The sequence below is a fragment of the Luxibacter massiliensis genome, assembly GCF_900604355.1.
Lineage (GTDB): Bacteria > Bacillota > Clostridia > Lachnospirales > Lachnospiraceae > Luxibacter > Luxibacter massiliensis.
Window position 1 is genome coordinate 312501 of record NZ_UWOE01000002.1, and the last position, 25892, is coordinate 338392.

Genomic DNA, 25892 nt, shown 5'->3' on the forward strand with positions numbered 1-25892 from the left:
TCCCTTAATACATGCCCTTCGGACGAGTGGATTTCGTTTGATAAGGTGTAGGCATGTGGAACGGAAAGCGAATTGTTTTATTAAATCGAGTTCAAACCTATCCCAGTATAAATTTGCTGTAGTGATGTACGTTAGCATCACACCTTCAGCATTAGAAGAATTCAATGCCTTTCCTGTACTATGCTCATATACTGTTCCAAGTCTAACCCATCGTCACCCTTTCGGCAAAGCAAATGGTATCTCATCTTTAATACATTTCATGCTGCCATCGGCGAACTTCTCATAATGCAAATTAGTGATAGGAGTTATTTTTTTACCAAAACTGATTTTTACAAATTTTCTTTTTGTGAAGTAAGTTGGCTTTAGTAATTAGAGGAACATTTAAGAAAACTTAAATAAACTTTAAGAGAGGAGTATTCAATTAAAATCTAGGATATTTTTTAAGACTCGGAACATGGCTGAGTCCAAGCAGCAGTTCCAGGTAGTCGGAAAATCCAAGCACGTAGGCAAATTCCCTGTAACGGCAGCTATTTGCATTGAGGACTCTGACGTGCCGGTGAATGAGGAGCCTGGTCGCTCCGTCCAGATTCAGGGCGTCGATCTGATTGGCATAGATGTCTGCCTGTTTTTGTGTTTCCTGATAATCATCTTCACTTGCAATGATTTTTTCCAGAGCGTCATTGATACGCAGGCCCATGATTTGGAATAAAACTGTATTATTTGCCATCGAATTCCTCCTTTCGCAGTCCGTATATTACCTCTGAACCCAGAGGATGGCAACTTATATTTTTCCCCGTCATGGGTCCCCAAAACGCCTCCAAAATCTCCATATACCGAAGGGGACTGGATTGTTTAGTATAACGGGCATCCCTTCAGATTGGAGGAGAGCCATGCAGGAATTTCATGTCAAGAAAGACATAGGAGATGTGCGTATACCTGTCAGCGAGAAATATATGCTGACCATCAAGGAGGCATCTAGGTATTTTAGTATCGGAGTGAGAATATGAGGCGTCTGGCAGAGGATAATCTGGGAAGGTTTTCTGTTTACAGTGGGAACAGGTATCTGATTATCCGCACAAAATTTGAAGAGTATATGGATTTGCTGGCAGAACGGGAGGAGGAAAATAATGAAGATACCGGCATCAGGTGAAAAGAACATTTTGAATCAAGAGGAGGCAATCGTACACTTTGGCCTTAGCAGAAGAAAATTTTATAAGCTTCTGAAAGAAGGAAAGGATACTCCGTTTATGGCTTTATATGGTACACGCAGACTAATCATCCGCACAGAGTTTGAAAAATATCTGAAATTACATTCGGAATTAAAAAGGAGGGGAAGCTGAATGAGCCATAGGCGGGATTCCAAACACAGGGTTCTCCGCAGGGGAGAATCCATCCGGGCAGACGGAAAATACCAGTTCAAGTACCATATCAACGGCAAACCGCATTTTGTTTATAGCTGGCGGTTAGAGTCTACGGATAAGCTGCCTGCCGGAAAGAAGCCATGCCTTTCCCTGCGGGAGCTGGAGAGACAGATCGGATATGACCTGGACACATTGGTGGACCCAGTGGGAAAGAATATAACCGTAGAAGAGCTGTAGCAGGACGGGCGGGGAAGCAGTACCATTAAAACGGTACGGGGTGTCCTGCATCCGGCTTTTCAAATGGCAGTCTATGATGATGTGTTGCATAAAAATCCCTTCAGCTTTGAACTGGCCACAGTCATTGTCAATGACAGCGTGACCAGAGAAGCGATCACAAGAGACCAGATGAGGAAGTTCCTGAAATTTGTCCATGACGACAATGTGTACTGCAAGTATTATAAGGGAGCATTTCATGAAAGGCTGAATTCATATGGGATGGTCATTATGGATGAATGTCATCATGCAGCGTCGACAATGGCGCAGAGAATTTTAAAGAAGGTAAATGCGAAGTATGTATATGGAGTTTCAGCAACACCAATGCGAAGCGATAATCTTGAGAAAATCAATTATATGTTTTTGGGATCGATACGACATAGATATACAGCAATGGAAAGAACTATGGAAGAAAACTGTTAGAACAGTATCAAGACAAACTGGATAAAATATTTTTTCCATATGATATAGTGCGTGTAGGATTCTCGCTTTCAATGGCTAAGAAAGTTCTGGCGGAATTTAAGAAGGTATGTCGGAATATTGAATTGGTTTCAGAACTCAAATTATATTTTGTGGAATGTGGAACTAAATTCACAAATATGTATGGGGATATTGATGAAGGATTTTATAATGTGGTTTGTGATATATACCATGATGTAATAGAAAGTGTTTCTGGTGATAAAACATTGTTCCAAAAGTGGAATGACAGGCTCGTTAATATTGTTCAAGAATCAAATGGTATAGGCTGGGGATTTCATGATTATCTGGTTGAAAAGTATTATGGTATTCCATGGGGAGGAGAATAAAAAGATTAAGCGGGTATGGAAAGTTGTGCTTAATCTTCTTCATAAAGTTTGGACAGTAAGTAATCAATATCCGTAGAATAATTTGGACGTTTACCAGCAACATAATCATCAAGATATGCCTGACATTCGGAAATAATCTGCTTGGAATTTTTATCAATGATATTTTGAATCATCGTAGCAAAAACGTTTCCTTCCGTACGATAACGGATCAGATATTGTTTGGTTACTGGAAATATTTTTATGTAATGTAGACCATGTCGATTATGTGGTCTGGTTGTCGGCCTTGGTGGTAAGGCAAAGTACTGCTGCCTTGGTGCGGCAGCAGGAATATTGGAACGGATTGGTACCGCAAAATCTTGTAGTTTTTCTTTGTATGTTAAGCGTATGATTAGGACGTAAGGTCTTTGTGATTTTAAAAGAACTTCTGCATCACCGCGGTATTTTTCGAGCAGATTGATATTTATTGAAACAAGTTTCATAGCGTTTATCCTTTCAAAAAGAGGAATCACATATTTATTAAAAACGGGACATGTCCTAAGACAAGTCCCGTCTAACACGTAAGCGATATTCTACGCTATACAGCACCCCGTCGCTTCCGGAAGTTAAACATACACGTTCATCATATTCTAGCCGTGATGACCGACAAGTATTTCTACTCATTTATATTATATGCAGAAGTGAGAAAAATAGCAAGTTGTGAAACTTGAAAATTTGATAAAATTTCTTTGGAGTGAAGTGAATTTTTTGGGGGGAATATTGTTATGTAGATGGTACGTTTTGCCATAAAAAGCTGTTAGTAGTAAACATTTCAAGTTCCTATTACGTTTTTACTACTAATGAGGGCATTAAATTGCGTCGGCTTGCCGCACAACACAAAAATGCAGGCTGACTGATGATAAATGGCAATCGTATTCAAATTAAGAGAAAACAGTTTGAGAGGGTTATTGATGAACTGGAAGAAATTTAATCAAACAAGACTCGAATCTCTGAAAATGGAGATTGCTGTTAGATTGGATATGGTAGAGAATTGTCAGATATGTTATACTCTAAATGTTATATCAGGTTCTTTCATAAGTGAAAAGGGGCAAATATGAGCGAAAAAAGAAGGGATAATAAAGACCGTATCTTACGTAGTGGAGAGAGCCAACGAAAAGACAGACGATATATATACACATTTAGATTTTCATGACATTCAAAAAGAGATGAAAGAGGTATACAGTAGGTGGGGTGTAAAGTAAGAGGAGTTTTATAACTTATTTTATAACCTTTGACCGCCAAAACATGAGAATTTATATGAAGATTCGTGGAGAACGATAAATTCAAGAATCTACGGGAAGTCTGTAAATACAAGGAAAAACAATGATTTAAGGAGATATAAGAACATGATAAAAATACTATTTATCTGCCACGGCAATATCTGCCGCTCCCCCATGGCTGAATTTGTATTCCGTGATTTAGTTCAGAAGAGGCACATGGAGGATGTATTTCAGATTGCTTCTGCGGCCACGAGCCGTGAGGAGCTTGGCAATCCAGTACATTATGGGACTGTACAGAAACTAAAGGAACATGGAATCAGTACAGAGGGCAAGTATGCAGTTCAATTAAAAAAGAAAGATTATGCTTTATATGACTATCTGATAGGAATGGAGAATGTAAATATCCGCAATATCTTCAGAATTGTCGGAGAAGATTCAGAATGTAAAGTACACAGGCTGCTGGATTTTAGCAGACATCCCCGGGATATTGCGGATCCCTGGTATACAGGCGACTTTGACCGTACGTATGATGATGTACTGGAAGGCTGTGAGGGACTTTTACAGTATATAATAAAGCGCATTTAACAAATGGTGTAACTCATATCCGCTCCTTTTCTGGGGGAAGTGTATTCCGGCGGCTGATCCAACGCAGTACGATGAAGCTTCAATGCTTTGGGGTTAATAAGCTGTGTGGGGGAGGGGGTAAAAGATATATCAGTTCTTAAAAGTATTTTAGGGCGTGTTACAAATGAAACAGTAAACAAAACAGACAAGAAGGTGTATTGAATGTACATAGCAGATTTACATATCCATTCTAGTTACTCCAGAGCTACCAGCAGAGACTGTAACCTTGAGAACCTGGATCTATGGGCCAGAAGAAAGGGGATACATATTGTAGGTACCGGGGACTTTACGCATCCAGCCTGGCGGGAAGAAATGAAGGAGAAACTGGAACCGGCAGAGGAAGGATTGTACCGCCTAAAGGAACAATACCGGATTCGGGACAATTCCGTGGCAGATACTATGCTGCCACGTTTTGTGATTACAGGAGAAATTAGTTCTATTTATAAAAAGAATGGCAGAGTGCGTAAGGTTCATAGCCTGCTGCTTCTGCCTGGTTTGAACGAAGCCGGACTTCTGGCAGGAAAGCTGGAGGTAATCGGGAATATACATTCAGACGGCAGGCCCATTTTGGGGTTGGACTGCCGGGACCTGCTGGAAATTATGTTGGAGATGTGCCCTGACGCGATATATGTGCCAGCGCATATCTGGACACCTCATTTCTCGCTTTTCGGGGCATTCTCCGGGTTTGATTCTGTGGAAGAGTGCTTTGGAGATCTATCCGGGCATATCCGGGCAATGGAGACTGGACTTTCTTCGGATCCGCCTATGAACTGGAGGGTTTCAGCTTTAGATCCGTACCAGCTGATATCAAATTCAGATGCCCATTCCCCGGCAAAACTGGGGCGGGAGGCCAATTTGCTAGACATAGAGTTATCTTACGCTGGCCTTAGAGATGCCATACAGGAAGGGAAGGGACTTTATGGCACTATAGAGTTTTTCCCGGAGGAAGGAAAGTATCATTACGATGGCCACAGGAAATGTAATGTTTGCCTGACACCCCTTGAGACAGAGCGTTTTGGGGGCATGTGCCCGGTGTGTAAGAGGAAGCTGACGATTGGTGTTTCTCACAGAGTAGAACAGTTGGCGGATAGGGGGGCGGAGTATATCAGGAAAAATGCAAAACCCTTTGAGAGCCTGGTACCTTTACCGGAAGTTATTGGGGCATCTTTAGGACATTCCCCGGCAAGTGTAAAGGTACAGAAGGAATACCAGAATATGTTGTGCCGTCTTGGGGATGAATTTAAAATTCTTAGGACAGTCCCGCCGGAGGATATCCAAAAAGTTTCAGGACATCTGATTGCAGAGGGCATACGGCGGCTGAGAGAAGGCCGTGTAGAAAGAATTCCGGGATTTGATGGAGAATACGGTATTATTAAGCTTTTTTCTCCTGGAGAAATTGACAGTACAGAAGGGCAATTGAGCTTTTTTGAGGCACTCCAGATTAATATAGATGATGGAAATAAAGGGTTGGAGAAGGGCCGGGGGAATCTTTCGGGAGGGCGAAAGATAGGAGACATGGATTTGGCTGAGGAGACAGTGGGAGTATCTCATTCCCAAGCGATACAAGGTGCTGTTGCCGGCATAAATACAGAAGCCGTCAGTGCAGTCCTGCAAAATAAGGCTGAGATACTCAACCAGGAGCAGGAGAAAGCAGTCCGTATAGTTTCCAGATATACCGCTGTTATTGCCGGGCCAGGGACCGGAAAGACGAAGACACTGCTTTCCCACCTCTTTTATCTGCTGGAAAACCGGAAGGTAATGCCGTCTGAAATCACAGCAGTGACCTTTACCAACCAGGCTGCTGGAGAAATGAGAGAGCGGATCAGGAAATATTTTGGCAAGAAGCGGGGGATAGAGAAGATTCGTATTGGGACTTTTCACGGACTTTGCCTAGAGTATTTAAAGGATAGGGGAGTAGATTTCTCACTGGCTGACGACGTGGCTGCAATGGAGGCGGCCCGCAGGGCCATAGAACGGGTGGGAATGGACTGCACCCCTAAGCAGCTAATGAAAAAAATTTCTCTGTTTAAATCAGGGCAGTCTATTTCTTCCGAGGAAGAGGCACAAAATGACGAATGGAGGACGGGGAGTGCAGAGTACCAGAAAGTCCTGGGTGAACAGGGGATGTTGGACTTTGATGACTTACTGTTAAAAACATTAGAACTTGTCAGCCAGAATTAGGCAGGGGAGGAGGGGGAAAAGTCTTTTTCCTACTTACTTGTAGATGAATTTCAGGATATCAATCCGATCCAGTATCGACTCATTATGGAATGGAATAAAAAGGGAAAAGAACTTTTTGTAATCGGTGATCCAGATCAGTCTGTATATGGGTTCCGTGGATCGGATGCGGAGTGTTTTGATAAACTGAGAAAGGATTGTCCTAATATAGAGGAAGTCAGGCTGGAAGAGAACTACAGGTCTGTTCCAGCAGTACTGCAGGCTGCCTCTAAATTGATTTCCTGTAATCCGGGGCCGAAGAGGGTTTTAAAGGCCCACTGTCATGGAGATATGCCTGTCAGGGTTTTGGAGGCAGGCAGTGAGATGGGGGAAGCCATTTTTATTGCAAAAGAGATTAACCGGATGGCCGGAGGGATTGGGATGCTGGAGGCACAGAGTGCGGGCATGGGCAATGGATGCAGCAGGGGGTTCGGGGACATTGCTGTCTTGTACCGTACCCATAGGCAGGCAGAACTGCTTGAGAAATGTCTGCGTACAGAAGGGATCCCATATATTATCGCTGGCAGGGAAGCCTTTCTCGAGGAGGATTCTGTTCGTGGGAGTATTTCCTTTTTTAAATGTCTGGCCAATGAAGGAGACGAGTTCTCCAGGATGCTCAGCCTGAAGTTATTATGGGGACTGGACAGAAATGAGGTGTCAGATGCAGTCTTTGAAGAGGCGGCCGGCAGATTTAGGAAGAAATATCAGAAAAGTAGTCCCCGCAGATTTTTGGATGACTGGATACAGGAGATGGAGCTGAAGGAAAATACAGCAATCATGAAGCTGGCGGAGATGACGGTCTTTTATAAATCCATGCCAGAATTTATGCAGGCGCTGGCCATGGGGATAGAGAGTGACTTGAAGCGGTGTGGGGATAAGAAATATACGGGTGAGGCAGTGACCCTCATGACGCTTCATGGTGCAAAAGGGTTGGAATTTCCTGTTACGTTTATATACGGTGTCCGCAAAGGGATGGTTCCATTTGAGAGGGGCCCACAGATGGATATAGAAGAGGAAAGACGGTTATTTTATGTAGGTATGACCCGGGCCAGAGAAGAGCTAATATTGACTAGTTCAGGTTTAGAATCAATATTTATGGAAGAAATATCAAGTGAAGGGATACAAAAAGAAAAAGCAGACAAAAGGAAAAATACAGGCACAGGCAAGCAGATGAACTTATTTGATTTTATATGATAATAAGGGATTACCCCTGACAAGAATATGCTTTAGGGTGTATGCTGCCGTGCAATACAAGAGAGATGCAAACATAGTACATTTAAAAGGTAGAAATTCATACTGAAATTCTTTATATCATTAATAGTGTGATTTAATCACAGAAATTATTCCTAAAATGCCTTATTTTATAAGCATGGAGATATTTAGCATATTTACTGCATGAAAATTTGCTTTGGAAGATATCTCATTAATGTTAATAAAATATAGGAGGATTTACTGTGAAAATTAAATTGGATAATACGTTAAAGGAATTCATGAATGAAAAAGGAAAGAAGGATATTGTTCTCTATGCTGATATGTGTAACACATGAGGCGGCTCCTTTATGGAGGTATTGGCAAGGTTTGCCAACGAGGATGAGACACTTCAGGAGAACGAATACCAAGAGGCTGACAGTGAGCTGGGAAAAGTATATTTGCCAGTCAGGGGGATGAAATATGCTGAAACGGTTAAATTTGGATTAATAAAATTTCTCTGGATGTCTAAAATCACTGTCAGTGGAGTGAGCCTGTAGTATATTTACGGTGGGCGGCTGGCAATTTGTGTCCTGATGCCAGGGAGCGCTGGCAGACCTGTATAGTATGTAGAATTAGGTGATCGATTGAGGTGCACATGCTTATGGATTTTTACAAGAGAATGGAGTTAGTTTGTCGGCAAATACCTTGGGGGAAGGCAGCTACGTATGGACAGATCGCCCTGCTCTGCGGCAGGCCGGGGAACGCAAGGCAGGTTGGCTATGCCCTGAGGAAAGATCTGGCTGGGGCAGGGGTGCCTGCGCACCGGATTGTAAATGTCAGAGGGATCTTAAGCGGCGCGGCAGCGTTTGAGGAGCCTGGCTTGCAAAGAAGGCTTTTAGAAAGTGAAGGGATAGAAATAGTTCTTACCAAGAAAGGGTGGCAGATAGACATAAGCAGGGATGGCTGGAAAAATACGATGGAAGAAGCTCTTATCTTGAGGGAGGAATTTGAAAAACGAGGGATATAATATGCTGCACTATAGGCGGGCAAAGGAAGTAATATTCTTTTGTCCGCTTAGACTGTTATCGCAGGAGAAGGATGTAATGGATAAATATACAGTTTTGAAGGAAGTATTCGGGTACACTTCCTTCCGACAAGGCCAGTCGGAATTGGTGGAGAGCAGCCTAAATGGACAAGATGTGCTGGGAATAATGCCTACAGGAGCTGGGAAATCAGTCTGCTATCAGGTACCTGCCTTGCTGTTCCAGGGAATTTCTATTATAATTTCACCTTTAATTTCTCTGATGAAGGATCAAGTAACAGCGCTTAACCAGCTTGGAATCCATGCTGCTTATATTAATAGTTCTCTTACAGAAGGGCAGTTCAGAAAGGCAATGGAGAATGCCAGAGAGGGACGGTACAAGATTATTTATGTGGCTCCAGAACGCTTGATGACAGATTCTTTTCTGGCATTTATTAAGTGCGTGGATATTTCTATGGTAGCAGTGGACGAGGCCCACTGTATCTCCCAGTGGGGACAGGATTTCCGTCCCAGCTACCTAAAGATTGTAGATTTTATTAATTTGCTGCCCAGCAGGCCGGCCATTGCTGCTTATACGGCGACTGCTACGAAAGCTGTAAAGGAAGATATTATATGTATACTTGGACTGAGGGAGCCAACAGTTGTAGTGACAGGGTATGACAGGAAAAATTTGTACTTTTCGGTAAAGAAACCAAAAGATAAAATGGAGGAACTTCTTTCCTGCCTAAAGAGAAATAAAGACAGAAGTGGGATTATTTACTGCAACACAAGAAAGAATGTGGAGGAGGTCTACGCCGCGCTTCTGATGAAGGGGTATTCAGTATCGAAGTACCATGCCGGCCTGACAGATTCTGAGAGAAGGCAGAGCCAGGATGATTTTATCTATGACGTAAAACCTGTAATGGTAGCCACAAATGCTTTTGGAATGGGGATTGACAAGTCAAATGTCCGGTTTGTCATCCATTATAATATGCCGAAAGATATTGAAAGCTATTATCAGGAGGCCGGCCGTGCAGGCAGAGATGGCGAATCTGCAGAATGCATTCTGCTTTACTCGGGCCAGGATGTAAAAATTAATGAGTTTTTGATAGAAAAGCAGGCTGAGAATGATGAGTTAGATGAAAGCGAAAGAGAACAGCTTAGACAGAGGGACTATGAAAGATTACGTAGTATGACCTTTTACAGTTTTACCAATGAATGCCTGCGCAATTATATCCTGCAGTATTTTGGGGAGCCTGGCAGCAATTATTGTGGAAATTGTGAGAATTGCCTGACAGAATTTGAGGATATGGATGTAACGGCGGATGCATATACTATTATCCAGCTTGTTAAGACAAGCGGTGAGAGATATGGAATACAGGCAGTTGTAGATGCCGTCCACGGATCAGATACTGCAAAGGTGCAGCAGTTCAGACTGAATAATAATTCATTTTATGGGGCCTTAAAAAAGAGGACTTTAGTTAGAATCAGGCAGATTTTAAATCATCTGTTGATAAAAGGATATATACGGCTGACAGCCAATGAATATCCTGTCTTAAAAGTAACCAGCCGGGGAAATGCGTTCATATTAGATGAAAACCGTCAGCCATTCATCTTAAAGTTTCCTAAAGAGGTGGAGAAAAAACCAACAGAGAGGAAGGCCGGAAAGAAAGCTGTCACAGAAGTGCGCTATCCCGAGTTATTTGAACGTCTGCGTCAGAGGAGGTATGAGCTGGCTCAGAAGAGTCACGTACCGCCCTATATTATTTTTTCGGACAAGACATTAAAGGAAATGAGTACTTATCTGCCTGGGAACAGGGACGAAATGATGAAAATAAATGGAGTAGGGAATAATAAGTTTGAGAAATATGGAGAGATATTTATGGCAGTGATTGAAGAATTTGTTAGGGAGTATAAAATCCAAATACCTCCAAATCAATAGCAGCACACCGAATATAAATGAACTGCCATAGGTGCCTGCCTGATGTTTCGATTGCACCGTTGCTTTCAATGGTTGCAGCCATCCCTGCACTTTATTCCTGCGGGCAACGGGCCAAGGGGACAGTTTACATGTCCCCTTGGCGGCTGCCGCGAGGGTCCCAGACCCCGTTGCTTGTATCGCTGCTAGTTAGACGCCCCGTATGCCTGTATCAGGGTTTTTGGCTCAAGAGCCTTGTACTAGAATCCATCATGGTTTGTTCATAGGGCAGAAATTTATTTTTTCGTGTACTTGTCATATAATATAAGCAGTTTGTTACACAGCAGTTGTGGGCATATTGTAAATATTTTTTAGAATAGCTGGAATTCCTTAATAAACCCTTTGATAAAGTCAACGCAGATATCTAACGCGTCCTGGCCCAGTTCTGGGGTGGAGTCTTTAGGGTCGAAGGGTCCGAACCAGCCGCTTGGAGCAATTTCTTTTGTGTCCCTGCAAAGCCTTACAGTACCTCCCTTATAATTGACAGCCTGAATATAGGCAGCAGTTACGTTGTCAGAGGGGTGCTGGGGATTCATTGGCTGTCCCAGCTCCAGATGTACACTTTCCGGGTCAATTGCCATCATTACGGAAGTTTCCAGGATATCACCATGCCCACCCTGGAATTTGTCATCCAGTTGGGCCGCCAGGCTCCACCAGTCAATACTTGCGCAGATACCTCCTTTATGGTATACATCCAGGGCCATGCGGTCTATGGAGGGGGTATTGCCCCCATGGCCGTTCAATACAAGAAATCTTTTGGCGCCATGCTGCATCAGGGAATCTGTAATTCCATGTAGGACCATATATAATCCTTCATAACCAATATTGATGCTCCCCTCAAAGCTTAAATGATAGGGACATACTCCATAGGGAACAGTTGGGGCAATGATAATGTTTTCCATATCTGCAATATGATCTGCCAGATAGGTGGGAACCATATAATCAGTGCCGAGGGCACTCTGTGTGCCGTGTTGTTCTGTACTGCCCACAGGAATTACAATAACAGGATCCTTCGAAAAGGCCTCCTTTGCCTGTGTGGTTGTCATTTTACCAAGATACATAACCTTACCTCCTCTGTAATTTTCATTATATTTCAGAATACCTATATACGCCATTCTGGATGCAGTGCCTATGAATTCTTTTGGAACAGGCTAAAATGCCTGGAGATTGTTTCCTGGGGCGGTGCTGCAGTCAGTTTGCTGACAATTAGCATAGTGATAGAGCCGAGGATTGTTGCAGGAAACAGAGCATGGAATCCAAATGCCAATGCTTTTACAGACGGCACTAAAGTGAATGCCAGGAGTGCGGCTACCCCAACCAGTACAGAAGCAATAGCCCCGGCTGCCGTCGACTTTTTCCAGTACATCCCAAATAAAATAGGTACTACGAAAATGGCCATTCCAGAAAAAGCAAAGAGGTTAATTTCAAAAATGCTTCCCGGCTGGAATATACCAAAACAGATAACTAGGATGCCGATCAATACAGTAACAATTTTAGACATATTCATGACACTTTCGTCAGAAGCATTTTTATTGATAATCTTTTGGTAGATATCACGTGTCACTGCTCCCGTGGTAGTTACTAAAATACCGTCAATTGTGGACATTCCTGCGGCTACAATCCCTGAAATAAAGATAGAAGCCAGGAATGGATTTAATCCTCTCTGGAGAATTAATGGCACAATTTGGTCAGCCTTTTCGATGTTCTGGACAAAAGAAATACCATTTACACCAGCCCACTCGATCAGTGTGGCAGAGAAGAACATACCTGCCGTGCCAAGCAGGACAGCTTTGAACATAGTCTTATGATCCTTCATGGCAAAGAATTTTGTGAACAAATGGGGCTGCCCCATAGTAAAGAAAGACCACAGGACAATGTTTGATACAAAATATGCCCATGGCATATATCCATTTGCGCCTGGGAAGGTTAAATAGTCCGGGTTTAAGTTATTAAGAGTGCTGTTGATATTGTCAAAGCCTCCTCCCATAACTACAGATACAATAAAGGTGACAATGGCGGTTCCAAACATCAGGCTGCCCTGAATAACGTCTGTCATCATGGCGCCCTTCATTCCTCCAGCCATACAATAAAGGATTACGATGGCCCCCATCCCTACAACGCCTACCCATTCAGGCAGGCCAGTGAAAACATGTACGATAACGCCTGCGCCGATAATCTGCGCCCCCATCATGGGGATTAAGAAAAAGAGCATCATAATGCCGAGGATCCCGCTCATTGGTTTGGAGTGATAACGGTCTGACAGATAATCTGCCATAGTCAGGAAGCCGTATTCATGGCCAAGCCGTAATAGCCTTTTTCCCATCAGGAGGGCAGGGAGAATCATACAGAATACAGCTCCTGGTACAGAAATTGCCATACCCGCATAGCCGACCCCATAGATGGTTCCCGGCGTGCCCAGAAATGTGCCCATGGAGAACTGTGTGGAGAAATAAGCGATACCGCTGACAACAACGCCTGCTTTTCCGCTTAATACGAAGAAGTCTCCCAGGCTGCTTGTCTTACGGCTGGCATACCATCCAATAAACGCCATAATTCCCAGATAAAGTGCAAGAACTGTATAAAATGGAATTGGTGAAGGTTGTACTGCTGCGCTCATACTTTATTCCCCCTTATTCTCAGAAATATTTTCTTCGTCATAGATGTGATACTCTTTACGTTTCATGCACATCCGGTAATAAATAATAATCAGCACAAAGGTAACTGCGGTGTGTGCAAACCATCCAAATAAGTAGGAGGGTATCCCGCCAAAGGACGGAATGTAGGTTGTGCTGTAGAAGAACGGGAATGGAAGCATAATCAGGAAAAACATAAATAGAAATATGATTAACCATGTCCGCTCGAAGTGCTTTTCAAATAATTGTTTCATGTGGTTACCTCTCTTCCTTTACTTTTTTCGGTTTTTTTGTAAAATATTTATATCATTCTATGTAATAAATGAAAATAAATGAAGTAAATACTTTACATATTGTATTCTATTATATACAATATCTTTAAAAAGTAAAGTATTTACTATCAAAAACTTGAAAATTATTGATTTCTTGAAAGTGGTCAGAATATTCATGAAATTATGAGAAGGGAGAAGTATGGACATATTAGAACGGATTCATAAGCTTTACCCCAGCCTGACAAGAAAGCAGAAGGGGATTGCAGATTATCTTTTAGACAACCCGGAAGATATCTGTTATATTACATTGGCCCAGCTAAGCCAGCAGACAGGGGCATCAGAATTGACTATCCTACGTTTCTGCCAGAAAATGGGATGTGAAAGTTTTTTGAAATTGAAAGATAACTTTAGGGAGTATACACAGTGGATGGTAAAGCATTTATCATCGTCTGCTTATTTTGTCCCTGAAGTGGATAGTAAAAATATCACAGGAAAGCAGGAGCTGCTTAAGGCAATTTGTACTGAAGAGGCAAGCGCCGCCGTAGAGTTTTTTTCAACGGTGGATTTGGAGAGTATTATTTCTGCTGTGCAGATGATTAGAAAGAGCAGGCATATTTTAGTGATGGCTCATGACATTTCCAAAATACCCGGGGAGTTTCTTGTATTTAGGCTGAGGCTTTTGTACTTTGACGCAGAACTTATCGATCTGGCAGACCTGACTGAGACACAGAGCAGGCTGCAGGATTTGGAGGAGGGAGACTTGGTAGTGTTCTTTGCGTTCCCCAAATATTATTATCCTCTGGCCAGTATTGCACGTAAAGTTATAGAGAAGGGAATCCCTATCCTGGGTATTACTAATAACCCTTCCTCGCCTATAGCGGAATATAGCAGCCAGCTTCTTTTATGCCAAACCTCTACCAGAGTCTTTTATAATACTCTGACTCTGCCAATGGCTATGTTAAATCTTTTGGCCTCTTATTTAGTGATCGATACTGTCCCAGATTCTGACCGGGAAGAGTTTATGGATACTCTCTCATCATAAAGAAATTTAGAGAACAGAAATAGTAAATACTGTGAAAAGGAGGAATACATATGGAAATTGGAGGATTTTTCCCTTATGGGGAGACAGGGGCAGAGGAAAATGGATATTTAAGCAGAATATGCAGCCAGGCAGGAGATATGAAGCATTTGATGTCAGGAAGATGCGCGATTTATCTCTGCCTGCAGGATTCTATGCTGACAGACAACCGCCGGATTGCCTATCTTCCCGCCTATACTTGTGAGACCGTGAGCGGCTGTTTTGTAAAGGCGGGATATAAGATTTATTATTATGATGTAGATGAGAGCCTTACACCTTTGTTTGAAGAGCAGATGGCAGAGAAGATTAGTTTTCTTATGGTATGCGGTTACTATGGGTATTCTTCCTTTGACATTGAATTTGTTAAGAAGTGCCGTAAAAATGGTGTGACTGTTATGCAGGATATAACACATACTGCTTTTTCTGAGAATGGTATTTGTAAAGAAACAGATTATGTGGTATGCAGCCTTCGCAAGTGGATGGGGGTTATCTCGGGTGGGATTGCAGTGAAACAAAAAGGAGATTTTCAGGCAGAACCCTTGCCAAAAGATGAGGTGCACCTTGCTATCAGGGACAAAGCCCTTAAGCTGAGGGAGAAATATGAGCAGTGTAAAGATGAGACTTTAAACAAAGAGAGTGCCGATGCCTTCTGGGAAGCGGAATATATGCTGAGGGAGATATTTGATATGCAGGAGGGGGACGATGCTTCTTTAAGGACTATCAGATATTATCCAATAGAGAAAGCTGTGGAAAGGAGGAGGGAAAATTATACCTATCTTTTGAAACATTTTCCCGTTATGCCAGGGATACGGCCTGTTTTTAAAAAATTGCCAAAGGATACATGCCCTATGTTCTTTGCGGTGCTTGCAGAGGACAGGCAGCCTTTGCTGGAGTTCCTGGCCCGAAATCATATCCCGCCGAAAGTATATTGGCCTGTGCCGCCCTTTATTGAGATTGAAAATTATCCCCACGCCCAATATGTGTATAGCCATATCATGTCAGTCAGCTGTGACGAGAGGTTTACTGTGGATGACATGCAGTCTGTAATTACAGCATTTGAAGCATATGGGGATAAATCTTCAGATATTAGCTAAAATTTTTTTTCGTATGTTCCCTGCCGTATAAGGGTGCCGCCGTCCATCATCAGGGAACCTTTTGCCACTACACTGAGCAGGTTTAGTTCTGGGGTGAACAACAGTAGGTCCGCGTCAGAGCCTTCCCGGATATACCCTTTTGCCGGAGAAAGTCCCAGGGCGTCAGCCACATTGGAAGTGAGACAGGAGAGGGCGTCAGCCAGAGGTATATGATGCTTCTGAACCATACTCTGTAGTTCATGATACATACCGGTTACACCGGAAACACCGATTTCTAACAGGGAACCGTCCTCTGCGTAATTTGACCAACTCCCATGACCGTCGGAACTGCAGGTTATATGGCTGATAGGGAGGCCTTTGTCCCTTGCGCGGGTAATGCATTCTCCTGCAGAAGGCTGTCCGGGCATACGGCAGGTGTAGTCTATATAGCCGCCCGCCCTGAGGAACTCATATCCCTCCTCCAAAAGGTGGGGATTCCTGTTGACATGGGTGGGGCGGAACACCTTGGCAGGGATAGAAGTTTCTCTCAGTGCCTGGAATATAGGCTGAAGGCCAGTGTCTGAGTCTCCCATATGAAGTACTATTATACCTGGCTTTCCGCTCAGCATTCCTGCAACTCTTACGTCGCTGGCTATCCGGATAAAATCTTCCATGGAAATATTGGGAGCGCGGTGATCGGAAATGGCGAGTTTCAGGCCTAAGACCTCGCGTATGAACATAATGTCCCTCTGGGGGGATCCGGTGAGGGTGGGGCTTGGGTAGCCATATGCACCTGTGAGCATATAGGCAGTAACGCCCTCCTCGTTTAAGGCGGAGATTTTTGCGTACAAATCCTCAGGGGTACGGGTTATACCGTCGGTTCCTAAAAGGCCTATAACAGTTGTGATGCCGTTCTCAATGAGTTCAGACAGCTGAAGCTCAGGGGTACGGGTATGGAAGCTTCCTTCTCCCCCTCCGCCTGTCACGTGTACGTGCTGATCAATAAAACCTGGGGTCAGAATTTGTCCGTCTGCGTGAATGACCTTACATGGCATATCCAAATCCCGGATGTGGCTGGAGATGTATTCGATTTTACCGCCGCATACAAGTACATCTTGTTTCCCCAGATATGATGGACTGTATACCTCTGCATTTTTAATTAGTAACATGTTATTGGCTCCTGTCATCAAATTTTTTTCTGCCCTTAATATTGAATGATTTCATGCTGTTTGTCAAGATTGCCGGTGGAAAGGTTTTGTCTGGGAAAAGGTATATTACGGTACAGCCTTTAACTTCCATTTTCCAGTTTTGTACTCCAGGAAAGAAATCATATAGTTGGCTGCCCATCCGAGGGGGACGGCGTACCATACCATGGCGATTCCGAACCGGGGGGCCATAGTTACGGCAAAGCAGACCCGTATCCCCAAATTTACAAGATTTGCCACTGTGAACATGGCCATATCCCCGGCGCCTCTTAGAACACCGTCGGTTATCATCTTTAGTCCGATCAGGACAAAGAACCATCCCATAAACTGAAGGCAGCGTGATCCTGTATCCATGGCGAGAACGGAACCTCCTTCTCCCAAAAAGAGAGAAATAACCGGCCGGTGTAAAACCTCCAGGGCAAAGCATATGGCAACAGCAAAAAGGGCGACAATCCCATATGCACTGTGATAACCCTTCTGCACTCTTTCAAATTGTGATGCGCCAATATTTTGTGCCGTATATGGAGAGATGGCATTTCCCATTGCAGCCATGGGCACGATGCAAAGACTTTCCACCCGCATAGCCGCTGAAAAACCTGCCAGCATTTCGGTACCAAAACTGTTGACAACAGACTGCACGAGCATCATGCCTATAGAGACTGTAGACTGCTGCAAGACAGAAGGGAGCGCGATCCTCGCCATATCTTTAAGTTCTGCAGTGTCGAACCGGGAGTAAGCCTCTGCTGGATAGGCTGAGAGTTCCTTTAAAAATAGCAGGAAGGCCGCAGCAGCAGATATTCCCTGTGCCGCCAAGGTTGCCCAGGCGACTCCTGCCACCCCCAGATTGAGGGAATATACCATATAAATGTCCAGGAGAATGTTAAAGACTGATGAAAAGATTAAGAGGTACAGGGGAATCCGTGAACGGCCCAGGGCATTAAACATAGCTGACAGGACATTGTACATGAATAAAAAGGGCAGTCCTATAAAATAAATATTCAGGTATTCTGCGGCTTGGCCCAGTATATTGGATGGAGTATTTAAAAGCTGCATGATCTCAGTACCCTTCCACAGCCCAAAACCGCCGAGAATGATGCTCACTCCCAGGAATGAAAAGAGAGCTGTGTACACAGAGGACTTCATTTTACCATAATCTCTTGAGCCAAATGCACGGCTGGTAATTACTGAAGCCCCGATACCGCCCCCGATTGCAATAGAAATAAATACATTTGTAAGAGAATAGGAAGCGCCGACTGCAGCCAGTGCATCTTCACCCACAAACTGGCCTACAACAACAGAATCGGCCATTGTATAGAACTGCTGGAACAGGTTTCCTACCATCATAGGGAATGCAAAGACAAGAAGCGCCTTAATAGGTTTTTCTTTTATCAAATATTCTTTGTCCATGTCAGACCTGCCTTTCCGTAATACTTTTTAATCTGTATCAGATTATTATACCTTATTGAACTGCTAATACTCAATAAGTGTACCTCATTGAGCATTAGCAGTTTAATAAGTATGCCCAAAGGGCATCCCTTAATACATTGTCCTTCGGACGGGTGGACTCCGTCCAACAAGGTATAACCAAAGGGCATCCCTTAATACATTGTCCTTCGGACGGGTGGACTCTGTCCAACAAGGTATACCCTGCTAGAGGGAATACATTCTCTTTTTAGGGTATATGTCTGTTGATTTTACAGGGATTTTTAGCAATGTGGGAAATTCGTAGGATTTTTACGTTTAATGGGAGGGAATTTGTGGTATGATAAAGAAGATACAATGTTATTTTAGAAAGGAGCGGTAAAATGAAAAGTCTGAAATTAAGAGATGGTTTCTATTGGACAGGCATCGTGGACGATACCTTGCGGGTGTTTGACATTATTATGTATACAGAATTTGGTACTACATATAATTCATATGTAATGAAAGCAGGGGATAAGACAATACTGTTTGAGACGGCAAAGGAGAAATTCTGGGATGATTATCTGGAAAAGTTGGAGGAAGTGACAGATATTAGCAGCATCGATTATCTGGTAGTCAGCCACACAGAGCCGGATCATGCAGGGAGCGTGGAAAGGCTGCTTGATATGTGCCCCCGTCTGAAGATTATTTCAACAGGGACAGCCAATGGGTTTTTGAAGGAAATTGTAAACCGGGATTTTACCGGAATTATTATAAAAGATGGCCAAAGCATGAAGATAGGGGACAAAACCCTGACATTTTTAGCTGTGCCAAATCTGCATTGGCCGGATACAATGTATACGTATATTGAAGAGGAGCAGATTCTTGTAACCTGTGATTCCTTCGGATCCCATTATGGATTCCACGATGTACTGGTAAGCAAAGTTGAGAATCAGGAAGATTATGAGAAGGCTACAAAATATTATTTCGACTGTATTATCGGGCCTTTTAAATCCTATATGCTGAAGGCATTAGAGAGAGTGCGCCAGCTGGATATTACGATGATCTGTACAGGCCATGGGCCAGTACTTGACGCGAAGCTGGATCAGATGTACCGCTGGTATGAAAGTTGGTGTACAGTGGAGAATCCAAATCTGCATAAGACCGTGGTAATCCCCTATGTTAGTGCATATGGCTATACGCAGCAGCTTGCAGAGCGGATTGCAGAAGGGATTAAAGAAAGCGGCGAGATCGATGTACACCTGTACGATATGGTTACGGCTGATGCTGCGAAGGTGACAGAGGACTTGGGGTTTGCAGATGGTATTTTATTTGGTACTCCTACCATAGTAGGGGAGGCGTTAAAACCAATTTGGGATTTGACATTGGCAATGACGCCAGTCACACATGGCGGCAAGCTGGCCGGGGCGTTTGGAAGCTATGGCTGGAGCGGAGAAGGAGTGCCTCACATCGAAGAGCGTTTAAGGCAGCTGCGGATGAAGGTTGTGGATGGCTATAAAGTCCGTTTCAAACCGGATCAGGCGGACAGCCAGGATGCCTTTGACTATGGATATAATTTTGGATGTGTACTGCTGGACAGGCCTAATACTAAGAAAAAGTCAGGTGGGACTACCCTGGTGAAATGTCTTGTATGCGGGGAAATATTTGATTCATCCCTTGAAATATGTCCAGTCTGTGGTGTGGGGAAAGAGAATTTTGTGCCAGTGGAGGCGGAAGATAATTCTTTTAGTAATGATACGGAGGATTTCTATGTAATTCTTGGCAACGGGGCAGCTGGATACAACGCGGCTGCTGCAATCAGGCAGAGGAATAAGACTGCTTCTGTTGTGATGATTTCAGAGGAACCTTATATCCCATATAACAGGCCTATGCTGACTAAGTCTATTATGGCAGATTTAACCGAGGAACAGATTGCCATTCAGGAGAAAGGGTGGTTCGAGGAACAGAAGATTGTACAGATTCTTGGCAAGAAAGTGACATCTGTGGATGTAGGGGAAAAAGAAGTCCAGCTTGAGGATGGGACCCGTCTGAAGTATACCAAGCTTATCTATGCACTGGGGGCAGAATGCTTTATTCCTCCCATACCAGGCAGTGAGCAGGAATCCGTGGTAGCAGTGCGCAGGCTTGAAGATACCCGGAAGATTGCGGATATGCTGCCGGAAGTAAAAAATGTAGTGGTAATAGGCGGAGGGGTGCTTGGCCTGGAAGCTGCCTGGGAGATGAAAAAGGCGAAATGCAATGTAACAGTTTTGGAGATTGCGCCAGTTCTGATGGGACGCCAGCTGGATCTTCCGGCAGGAGAGCTGTTGAAATCAATCAGCCAGGAGTGCGGCGTGGCAATACGTACTGGCGTTCAGGTTGAAGGGATTCTGGGAGATGGGCGCGCTACAGCAGTAAAGCTGAAAGATGGCGAAGAAATTCCTGCTGAACTTGTGATTATTTCCAGCGGGGTCAGGGCCAATACTAAGTTGGCCGAAGAAATGGGACTTGAAGTAGACAGGGGAATTCTAGTAAATGAAAAAATGGAGACAAACCAGAAGGATATTTATGCATGTGGGGACTGTGCCCAGTTTAACGGTGTAAATTATGCTATCTGGCCTGAGGCCGTAGAGCAGGGAAAGACAGCCGGCGCCAATGCTGCCGGTGAAGGCCGCGAATATACACAGGTATTGGCTGCCCTTACCTTCCACGGGATGAATACAGCGCTTTATGCAGTTGGAGATGCAGGAAAGAACCCAAATCTAGTGTACAAAACAGTAGAATTTAAAGATATGGGAAGGAAGCAGTATAAGAAATACTATTTCCTGAATAATCGTCTTTGCGGGGTTATTCTGATTGGAGATGTCTCTGAGATGGCCAGGTTGTCTGAGGCAGTACAGAATAAAACCCCATATAAAGAAATTCTTGGAATCTAACAGTATGTGGGGAATACATTGATGCTGAGAAGGAAGATACAAAATCAGATGTCAGAATCAATGATACTGGCTGTATTTTTAACTCTGGCCGGGGGATTTCAGGATGCATATTCTTACAATTGCCGTGGGAAGGTTTTTGCCAATGCCCAGACAGGGAATATCGTCCTGCTTGGCCAGAACCTGGCCCAGGGAGCATGGGGAAAGGCTGTGCACTATTTGATGCCGCTGCTTGCCTTTGTGGCAGGCGTCTATGTGACAGAGTGGGTTCACCATATTTATAAAGAGTATCAGAAAATCCACTGGAGGCAGATTGTCCTAGCTGTAGAAACAGTACTTTTAATTATTGTCGGACTGCTGCCGCATTCTATGGATGTGGCAGCCAATGTACTGATGTCTTTTGCCTGTGCGATGCAGGTAAACAGCTTCCGTAAATTTAAAGGCATACCCTGTGCAACCACAATGTGTATAGGGAATATGAGAAGCGCTACGGAGATGCTGTGCAAGTATCATATCACAAAAGATAAAGTGCTAAAGAAAAAAAGTATTCACTATTATTTGGTGATTCTGGTATTTGCCGCAGGGGCGGCTGCGGGAGCTATGTTCAGCCTATACATAGGGTTGCGGGCCATATGGATTGCGGCGGTCCTTTTATTAATCGGATTTGTCCTGATGTTTATCAGGGAGGAGCTTGAGGCAGACAGGTAGGGAAACAGGGAAGATACACAAGGTAAGAATATTGCATAAGAGCCTGACGGGGCGGAGAGTGAAGTACATAAAAAACCCCGTATTTATACAACCAGTTTTGCACATATCTATCCCCTATACATCCAGTAAGCTGAGAGGAAAAGCCGTACCAAAGAAGAGGCTGATGCAATAATCTGCTGGCTGAATGTAGTAGAAATATATTGCAGATAATTTTTGTCAAAGGTATACCCAAAGGGCAGCATATGGTGGTGCCTTTTGGGTATACAAATTAAAGTAACTTAATTTTATAAGTTTTGAGCCAGTAGTTGACCTGCAGCATATAGGCAAGCATCTGTGGGCCGGCCATCAGCTGCCCATACCAGGGTTTGCCGTAGTCTGTCGGGCTGTCAAGGAAGGCGTGCACTTTTTTAATATCCAAAAAACTACGTATGGGGGCAGAAGGATCTGACAGTACTTCTTTTAGCTGGTTCCCAAGCAGCTTCTCATACTGTGGGTCATATGTCTTGGGATAAGGACTTTTTTTGCGCCACAGGATGTCTTTTGGAAGAAGGCTTTCACCTGCATATCTCAGGAGGCCTTTTACAATACCGTCCGGGCATTTCATATGCCAGGGAACATTAAAAATATATTCAACTATCCTGTGGTCGGCAAAGGGTACCCTTGCTTCCAGGCCTGCGTACATACTTGTGCGGTCCATCCGATCCAATAAAGTTACCATAAACCAACGGAGATTCAGATAGGCGATTTGTCGTCTCCTTTTTTCACGGGGACAGTCTTCCGGGAGGCTGGGAGTCTCCTGGATTGTTCTTTCGTAGGCTGCGCGGGCATATTCTTCCATCTGAAGCTCATGGATGAATGCGTCGTCCAAAAGAACCTGGCGGGGTTCCATTACAGGTGACCAGGGAAATGCAGGGGTGTCAAATGCCTCCTGGCTGTGGAACCAGGGATATCCCCCGAAAATTTCATCAGCACACTCGCCTGTCAGTGTGACCTTATTATAATCGCTGACTTTAGAACAAAAATACAGCATAGAAGATTCCACGTCTGCCATACAGGGCAGATCTCTGGCATCTACAGCTTTGTATAAGCAGTCCAGCTGATCCTGGTTTGTACATTCCAAAAAACGGTGGTTTGTATTACAGTAAGCGGCCATCTGCTCCACATATGGTCTGTCCTGGCTGGGTTGGAAAGAGTTTGACTGAAAATATTTATTGTTATCTTGAAAATCAAAGGAGAATGTATTCAATATTTTCCCTTCTTTTTTCAATTCTTTTGCACATATAGCGGTCACCAGGCTGCTGTCTACCCCACCTGACAGAAAGGTGCTGATAGGGATATCAGAGAGCATTTGTTTTTTCACCGAATCTTCTAAAAGCCAGGCGGTCTTGTCTATAGTTTCTTCCATAGAATCCTCATGGGGATGGCTTTGGAGTTTCCAGTATGCCTCCTCCGTGCATGAGGTCTGGTCAAAGGTTATGCGGTGTCCGGGCAGCACTTCAAGAATATTCTTAAAGACTCCCTTTCCGTAGGTCTTGGCCGGCCCCAATGCAAAGACTTCACGGAGTCCTCCTATATCCAGTTCAGGCGAGACGCCGGGGTAGGCGAAAAGACCTTTGATTTCTGACGAAAATACCAGAGTCTTATCTATCATTGTATAAAAGAGTGGCTTTACACCCAGGCGGTCGCGGAAGAGCAGCAGTTCTAAAGAGGCTGAATCCCAAAGGGCAATAGCGAAAATACCATTTAATTTCTGGATGTAATCCTTTCCGTGCCGCATGTAGCCTTCCAGAATGACTTCTGTATCACTGGCGGTCTGAAACAGGGCGCCTTCTGACATCAATTCGGCCTTTAACTCTTTCATATTGTATATTTCGCCGTTAAAGACAATGGCACACTCCCGGTCCCCTTTTTGCTTTACTATAGGCTGCTGTCCGGTAATAAGATCAATAATCTCAAGCCTGACATGGGCAAGGCCGCACAACGGACTTAGGTATGTTCCTTCATCATCCGGCCCCCTGCGTTTTTGGGCGCGGTTCATATTTTCTAACACATGCAGCCAGTGTGCCCTGTCGGCCGTATAATCTCTGTAAGGGTTAAAGAAACCTGCGATTCCACACATAGTTAACACTCCTTTAATATTTAATTTCACGGGTTGTTGTCAGTCCACCTAAAGGTAAGGGGGTATTGGTTTAGGACTGCAGGTTAACATATAACAGGCTGAAGCTGTCTGCCTGCTAAGGCAGCTTCTATGGAAGGAACCAGAAGTTCTGTGTGGGCAACCATAGAATTAGGTTTTTTAGATGGATTATCCTGCCCAAAGGGGATGAAATATATATTTTTGGCGTTAAGAAGAAGTCCGATATTTTTCATATTCATACCCAGTGCATCATTGGTGGAAACAGAAATCAAAAGCGGCTTGTTGTTTCTAAGGTGTGCTTTCGCAGCCATCAGTGCAGGGGTATCTGTTATGCCATTGGCAAGTTTAGCTATAGTGTTGCCTGTGCATGGGAATAAAACAAGGATATCCAGCAGACTGCCCGGTCCAATAGGCTCGGCCTCGGAGATTGTGGTCATAGGACGTATCCCTGTGATTTTCTCTGCTTTTGCAATAAAGTCTGCAGCCTTACCAAAACGGCTGTCTATAGTCTGTGCGGCGTCTGAAAAGACAGTCTGTACAACAGCGCCTTCCTCTGCCAGTTTCTGAAGTTCCGTGAAAACTTTTTCAAACGTACAGAAGGAGCCTGTAAAAGCTACTCCAATATTTTTACCTTTTAAAGACATGATAATCACTCCTTTGGTTATGAGGGGTTGGATAACAGGTAACATAGTTCATGAGATTAGTGAATGGGGTCATTGTCTGCCGGAAGCTGCGGCAGACTCAATCACTTTTCTAATTGCCTCTGCAGAGGAAGCAGGTGCATATTTCCCAGGAAGGCCGGGGCAGAGTACCGCGTTAATTCCAAACTCTTGGGCGGCCTGGAAATCTACGCCTCCAGGTGAGGAAGCAATGTCTATAATTGTCACGGTGTCTTTCATCTGGCGTAAAATATGAGAGGGTAAAACTGGGGCCGGTACTGTGTTAAAGATAAAATCAAAAGTTCCGGCATGCTGCCTAAACTCTCTCAGGTTTCCCGTCCGATCAGCAATGATGGAGGCCCGGGCCCTTTCCTCAACTGAGTCAGACGCAGCATAAACTTGGCAGAACATACCTTTTAGATATTGAAGAAGCGTGCTCCCGCATTTGCCGCAGCCTAGCACAGCACAGTGGCTTTTGTGGAGGTTTCTCGGACTTCTTAGGATGGCTTCACATATGGCGCCTTCCGCTGTGGCGATACTGTTATAATAGGCCAGAGGTAAGTCTTCCATAAGGTCATATACGCGGACTCCCCGCTCTTTTGCTTTTGCCAGTAAATTTTCTGGTATACAGCCGGCAAAGAAATATTGTCCTGGGGTAAGGAGGTCAACTAGAACATCTGGGGAAATATTCTCATGTATTGTAGTGATATTTACAGCAGAGCCGCCAGCCTTGCAAAAGGGGACGGGGCAGATAACACACGGGGCAGAGTTAAGAGCTTCTTCCAGCGAATCTGCGGCATTGACCACCGAGGCATCAGAGCAGTGACATTCTTTTGGCGCAGAGCACAGTGCATAATGGCAGACATGGTTTTGGTGGTGGGCCAGTTCCTCAGCCAGATATACCTGGCGCATATCTCCCCCGACTACTGTAAAATCATATAGTGTATCTTCCATTTAAGAACTCCAGAAGTAAACAATTTTATTTATTATATGCGGGCAGAAAAATGTGTGTTATTTTTATTTAGCTAATGGAAAATCTCTAAAGGTTCGGCTATAATAGAAAATA

At 44.0% G+C, this 25892-nt stretch carries 22 protein-coding genes and 3 pseudogenes; 15 read left to right on the forward strand and 10 right to left on the reverse strand.

All coding sequences use genetic code 11. From position 1 onward, the window contains the following. Window positions 1-421: 421 nt before the first annotated feature. Window positions 422-727, reverse strand: coding sequence for a hypothetical protein (locus EFA47_RS19445; protein WP_122644825.1), 306 nt, complete (start codon window positions 725-727; stop codon window positions 422-424). A gap of 163 nt (window positions 728-890) precedes the next feature. Here EFA47_RS19445 and EFA47_RS20605 point away from each other — a divergent pair, with 163 nt between their 5' ends. The 5 genes and pseudogenes from EFA47_RS20605 (at window position 891) to EFA47_RS19465 (ending at window position 2440) form a co-directional block, all read left to right on the forward strand. Further along, window positions 891-1007, forward strand: a complete 117-nt coding sequence (locus tag EFA47_RS20605) for an excisionase (RefSeq protein ID WP_330512247.1) — start codon at window positions 891-893, stop codon at window positions 1005-1007. Then, the gene (locus tag EFA47_RS20610) at window positions 1004-1150 is read left to right on the forward strand and encodes a hypothetical protein (RefSeq protein WP_330512248.1); all 147 of its coding nucleotides are present in this window, start codon (window positions 1004-1006) and stop codon (window positions 1148-1150) included. Before EFA47_RS20605 ends, EFA47_RS20610 begins: the two co-directional genes overlap by 4 nt. Then, window positions 1128-1340 carry an excisionase gene (locus tag EFA47_RS19455; protein WP_122644826.1) on the forward strand — a complete coding sequence of 71 codons (213 nt, stop codon included), beginning with the start codon at window positions 1128-1130 and terminating at the stop codon, window positions 1338-1340. The genes EFA47_RS20610 and EFA47_RS19455 overlap by 23 nt, the downstream gene beginning before the upstream one ends. Beyond that, window positions 1341-1955: pseudogene (locus tag EFA47_RS20545) on the forward strand (integrase DNA-binding domain-containing protein); the annotation flags it as partial. It lies immediately after the preceding gene. A 173-nt stretch (window positions 1956-2128) separates the two neighbouring features. Then, on the forward strand, window positions 2129-2440 hold the full coding sequence (locus EFA47_RS19465) for a hypothetical protein (RefSeq protein WP_122644827.1): 312 nt from the start codon (window positions 2129-2131) through the stop codon (window positions 2438-2440). Between the two features lie 29 nt (window positions 2441-2469). On the opposite strand, the gene EFA47_RS19470 is transcribed toward EFA47_RS19465, so the two are convergent. Continuing rightward, entirely contained in the window at window positions 2470-2919 is a 450-nt protein-coding gene (locus tag EFA47_RS19470; protein ID WP_122644828.1) for a hypothetical protein, read from the reverse strand. 611 nt (window positions 2920-3530) lie between these two features. Here EFA47_RS19470 and EFA47_RS19480 point away from each other — a divergent pair. The 6 genes and pseudogenes from EFA47_RS19480 to recQ all read left to right on the forward strand — a co-directional run. Continuing rightward, window positions 3531-3617: pseudogene (locus tag EFA47_RS19480) on the forward strand (integrase DNA-binding domain-containing protein); the annotation flags it as partial. A 205-nt stretch (window positions 3618-3822) separates the two neighbouring features. Then, a complete protein-coding gene (locus EFA47_RS19485) occupies window positions 3823-4281 on the forward strand; it encodes a low molecular weight protein-tyrosine-phosphatase (protein WP_122644829.1) in 459 nt (152 codons plus the stop codon). Window positions 4282-4482: 201 nt separating this feature from the next. After that, a pseudogene (locus EFA47_RS20550) lies at window positions 4483-7731 on the forward strand (UvrD-helicase domain-containing protein). A gap of 365 nt (window positions 7732-8096) precedes the next feature. Beyond that, window positions 8097-8285, forward strand: a complete 189-nt coding sequence (locus EFA47_RS19495; RefSeq protein WP_122644830.1) for a hypothetical protein — start codon at window positions 8097-8099, stop codon at window positions 8283-8285. A 104-nt stretch (window positions 8286-8389) separates the two neighbouring features. Continuing rightward, window positions 8390-8755, forward strand: a complete 366-nt coding sequence (locus EFA47_RS19500; protein WP_122644878.1) for an MGMT family protein — start codon at window positions 8390-8392, stop codon at window positions 8753-8755. Between the two features lie 76 nt (window positions 8756-8831). Continuing rightward, window positions 8832-10691, forward strand: a complete 1860-nt coding sequence (gene recQ, locus EFA47_RS19505) for a DNA helicase RecQ (protein ID WP_122644831.1) — start codon at window positions 8832-8834, stop codon at window positions 10689-10691. A 347-nt stretch (window positions 10692-11038) separates the two neighbouring features. Here the strand turns inward: recQ and EFA47_RS19510 are convergent, their stop codons facing one another. From EFA47_RS19510 to EFA47_RS19520, 3 genes are all read right to left on the reverse strand, one after another. Continuing rightward, window positions 11039-11788 carry a creatininase family protein gene (locus tag EFA47_RS19510; RefSeq protein WP_122644832.1) on the reverse strand — a complete coding sequence of 250 codons (750 nt, stop codon included), beginning with the start codon at window positions 11786-11788 and terminating at the stop codon, window positions 11039-11041. Between the two features lie 68 nt (window positions 11789-11856). After that, on the reverse strand, window positions 11857-13344 hold the full coding sequence (locus EFA47_RS19515; protein WP_122644833.1) for a sodium/pantothenate symporter: 1488 nt from the start codon (window positions 13342-13344) through the stop codon (window positions 11857-11859). Between the two features lie 3 nt (window positions 13345-13347). Further along, on the reverse strand, window positions 13348-13614 hold the full coding sequence (locus tag EFA47_RS19520) for a hypothetical protein (RefSeq protein ID WP_122644834.1): 267 nt from the start codon (window positions 13612-13614) through the stop codon (window positions 13348-13350). Between the two features lie 217 nt (window positions 13615-13831). Between EFA47_RS19520 and EFA47_RS19525 the strand changes: the two genes are divergently transcribed. Together EFA47_RS19525 and EFA47_RS19530 are read left to right on the forward strand one after the other, a co-directional pair. Next, window positions 13832-14674: a MurR/RpiR family transcriptional regulator gene (locus tag EFA47_RS19525; protein ID WP_122644835.1), complete on the forward strand. Its 843-nt coding sequence runs from the start codon at window positions 13832-13834 to the stop codon at window positions 14672-14674. A gap of 50 nt (window positions 14675-14724) precedes the next feature. Then, window positions 14725-15804: an aspartate aminotransferase family protein gene (locus EFA47_RS19530; protein ID WP_122644836.1), complete on the forward strand. Its 1080-nt coding sequence runs from the start codon at window positions 14725-14727 to the stop codon at window positions 15802-15804. Here the strand turns inward: EFA47_RS19530 and iadA are convergent. Continuing rightward, a complete protein-coding gene (gene iadA, locus EFA47_RS19535; protein WP_122644837.1) occupies window positions 15801-16952 on the reverse strand; it encodes a beta-aspartyl-peptidase in 1152 nt (383 codons plus the stop codon). The genes EFA47_RS19530 and iadA overlap by 4 nt on opposite strands. A 105-nt stretch (window positions 16953-17057) precedes the next feature. After that, complete coding sequence (locus EFA47_RS19540) at window positions 17058-18395, reverse strand: MATE family efflux transporter (RefSeq protein ID WP_122644838.1); 1338 nt, start codon at window positions 18393-18395, stop codon at window positions 17058-17060. Between the two features lie 398 nt (window positions 18396-18793). Here EFA47_RS19540 and EFA47_RS19545 point away from each other — a divergent pair, with 398 nt between their 5' ends. Both EFA47_RS19545 and EFA47_RS19550 read left to right on the forward strand, forming a co-directional pair. Beyond that, window positions 18794-21325 (forward strand): FAD-dependent oxidoreductase, encoded by a 2532-nt coding sequence (locus tag EFA47_RS19545; RefSeq protein ID WP_122644839.1) that lies wholly within the window; start codon window positions 18794-18796, stop codon window positions 21323-21325. 48 nt (window positions 21326-21373) lie between these two features. Then, window positions 21374-22030 carry a YoaK family protein gene (locus EFA47_RS19550; RefSeq protein WP_235853390.1) on the forward strand — a complete coding sequence of 219 codons (657 nt, stop codon included), beginning with the start codon at window positions 21374-21376 and terminating at the stop codon, window positions 22028-22030. Window positions 22031-22298: 268 nt separating this feature from the next. On the opposite strand, the gene asnB is transcribed toward EFA47_RS19550, so the two are convergent. The 3 genes from asnB to EFA47_RS19565 form a co-directional block, all read right to left on the reverse strand. Next, complete coding sequence (asnB, locus tag EFA47_RS19555; protein ID WP_122644841.1) at window positions 22299-24149, reverse strand: asparagine synthase (glutamine-hydrolyzing); 1851 nt, start codon at window positions 24147-24149, stop codon at window positions 22299-22301. Window positions 24150-24232: 83 nt separating this feature from the next. After that, the gene (locus EFA47_RS19560) at window positions 24233-24811 is read right to left on the reverse strand and encodes a dipicolinate synthase subunit B (protein ID WP_122644842.1); all 579 of its coding nucleotides are present in this window, start codon (window positions 24809-24811) and stop codon (window positions 24233-24235) included. A gap of 69 nt (window positions 24812-24880) precedes the next feature. After that, window positions 24881-25780 (reverse strand): dipicolinate synthase subunit DpsA, encoded by a 900-nt coding sequence (locus EFA47_RS19565; RefSeq protein WP_122644843.1) that lies wholly within the window; start codon window positions 25778-25780, stop codon window positions 24881-24883. Window positions 25781-25892 lie beyond the last annotated feature (112 nt).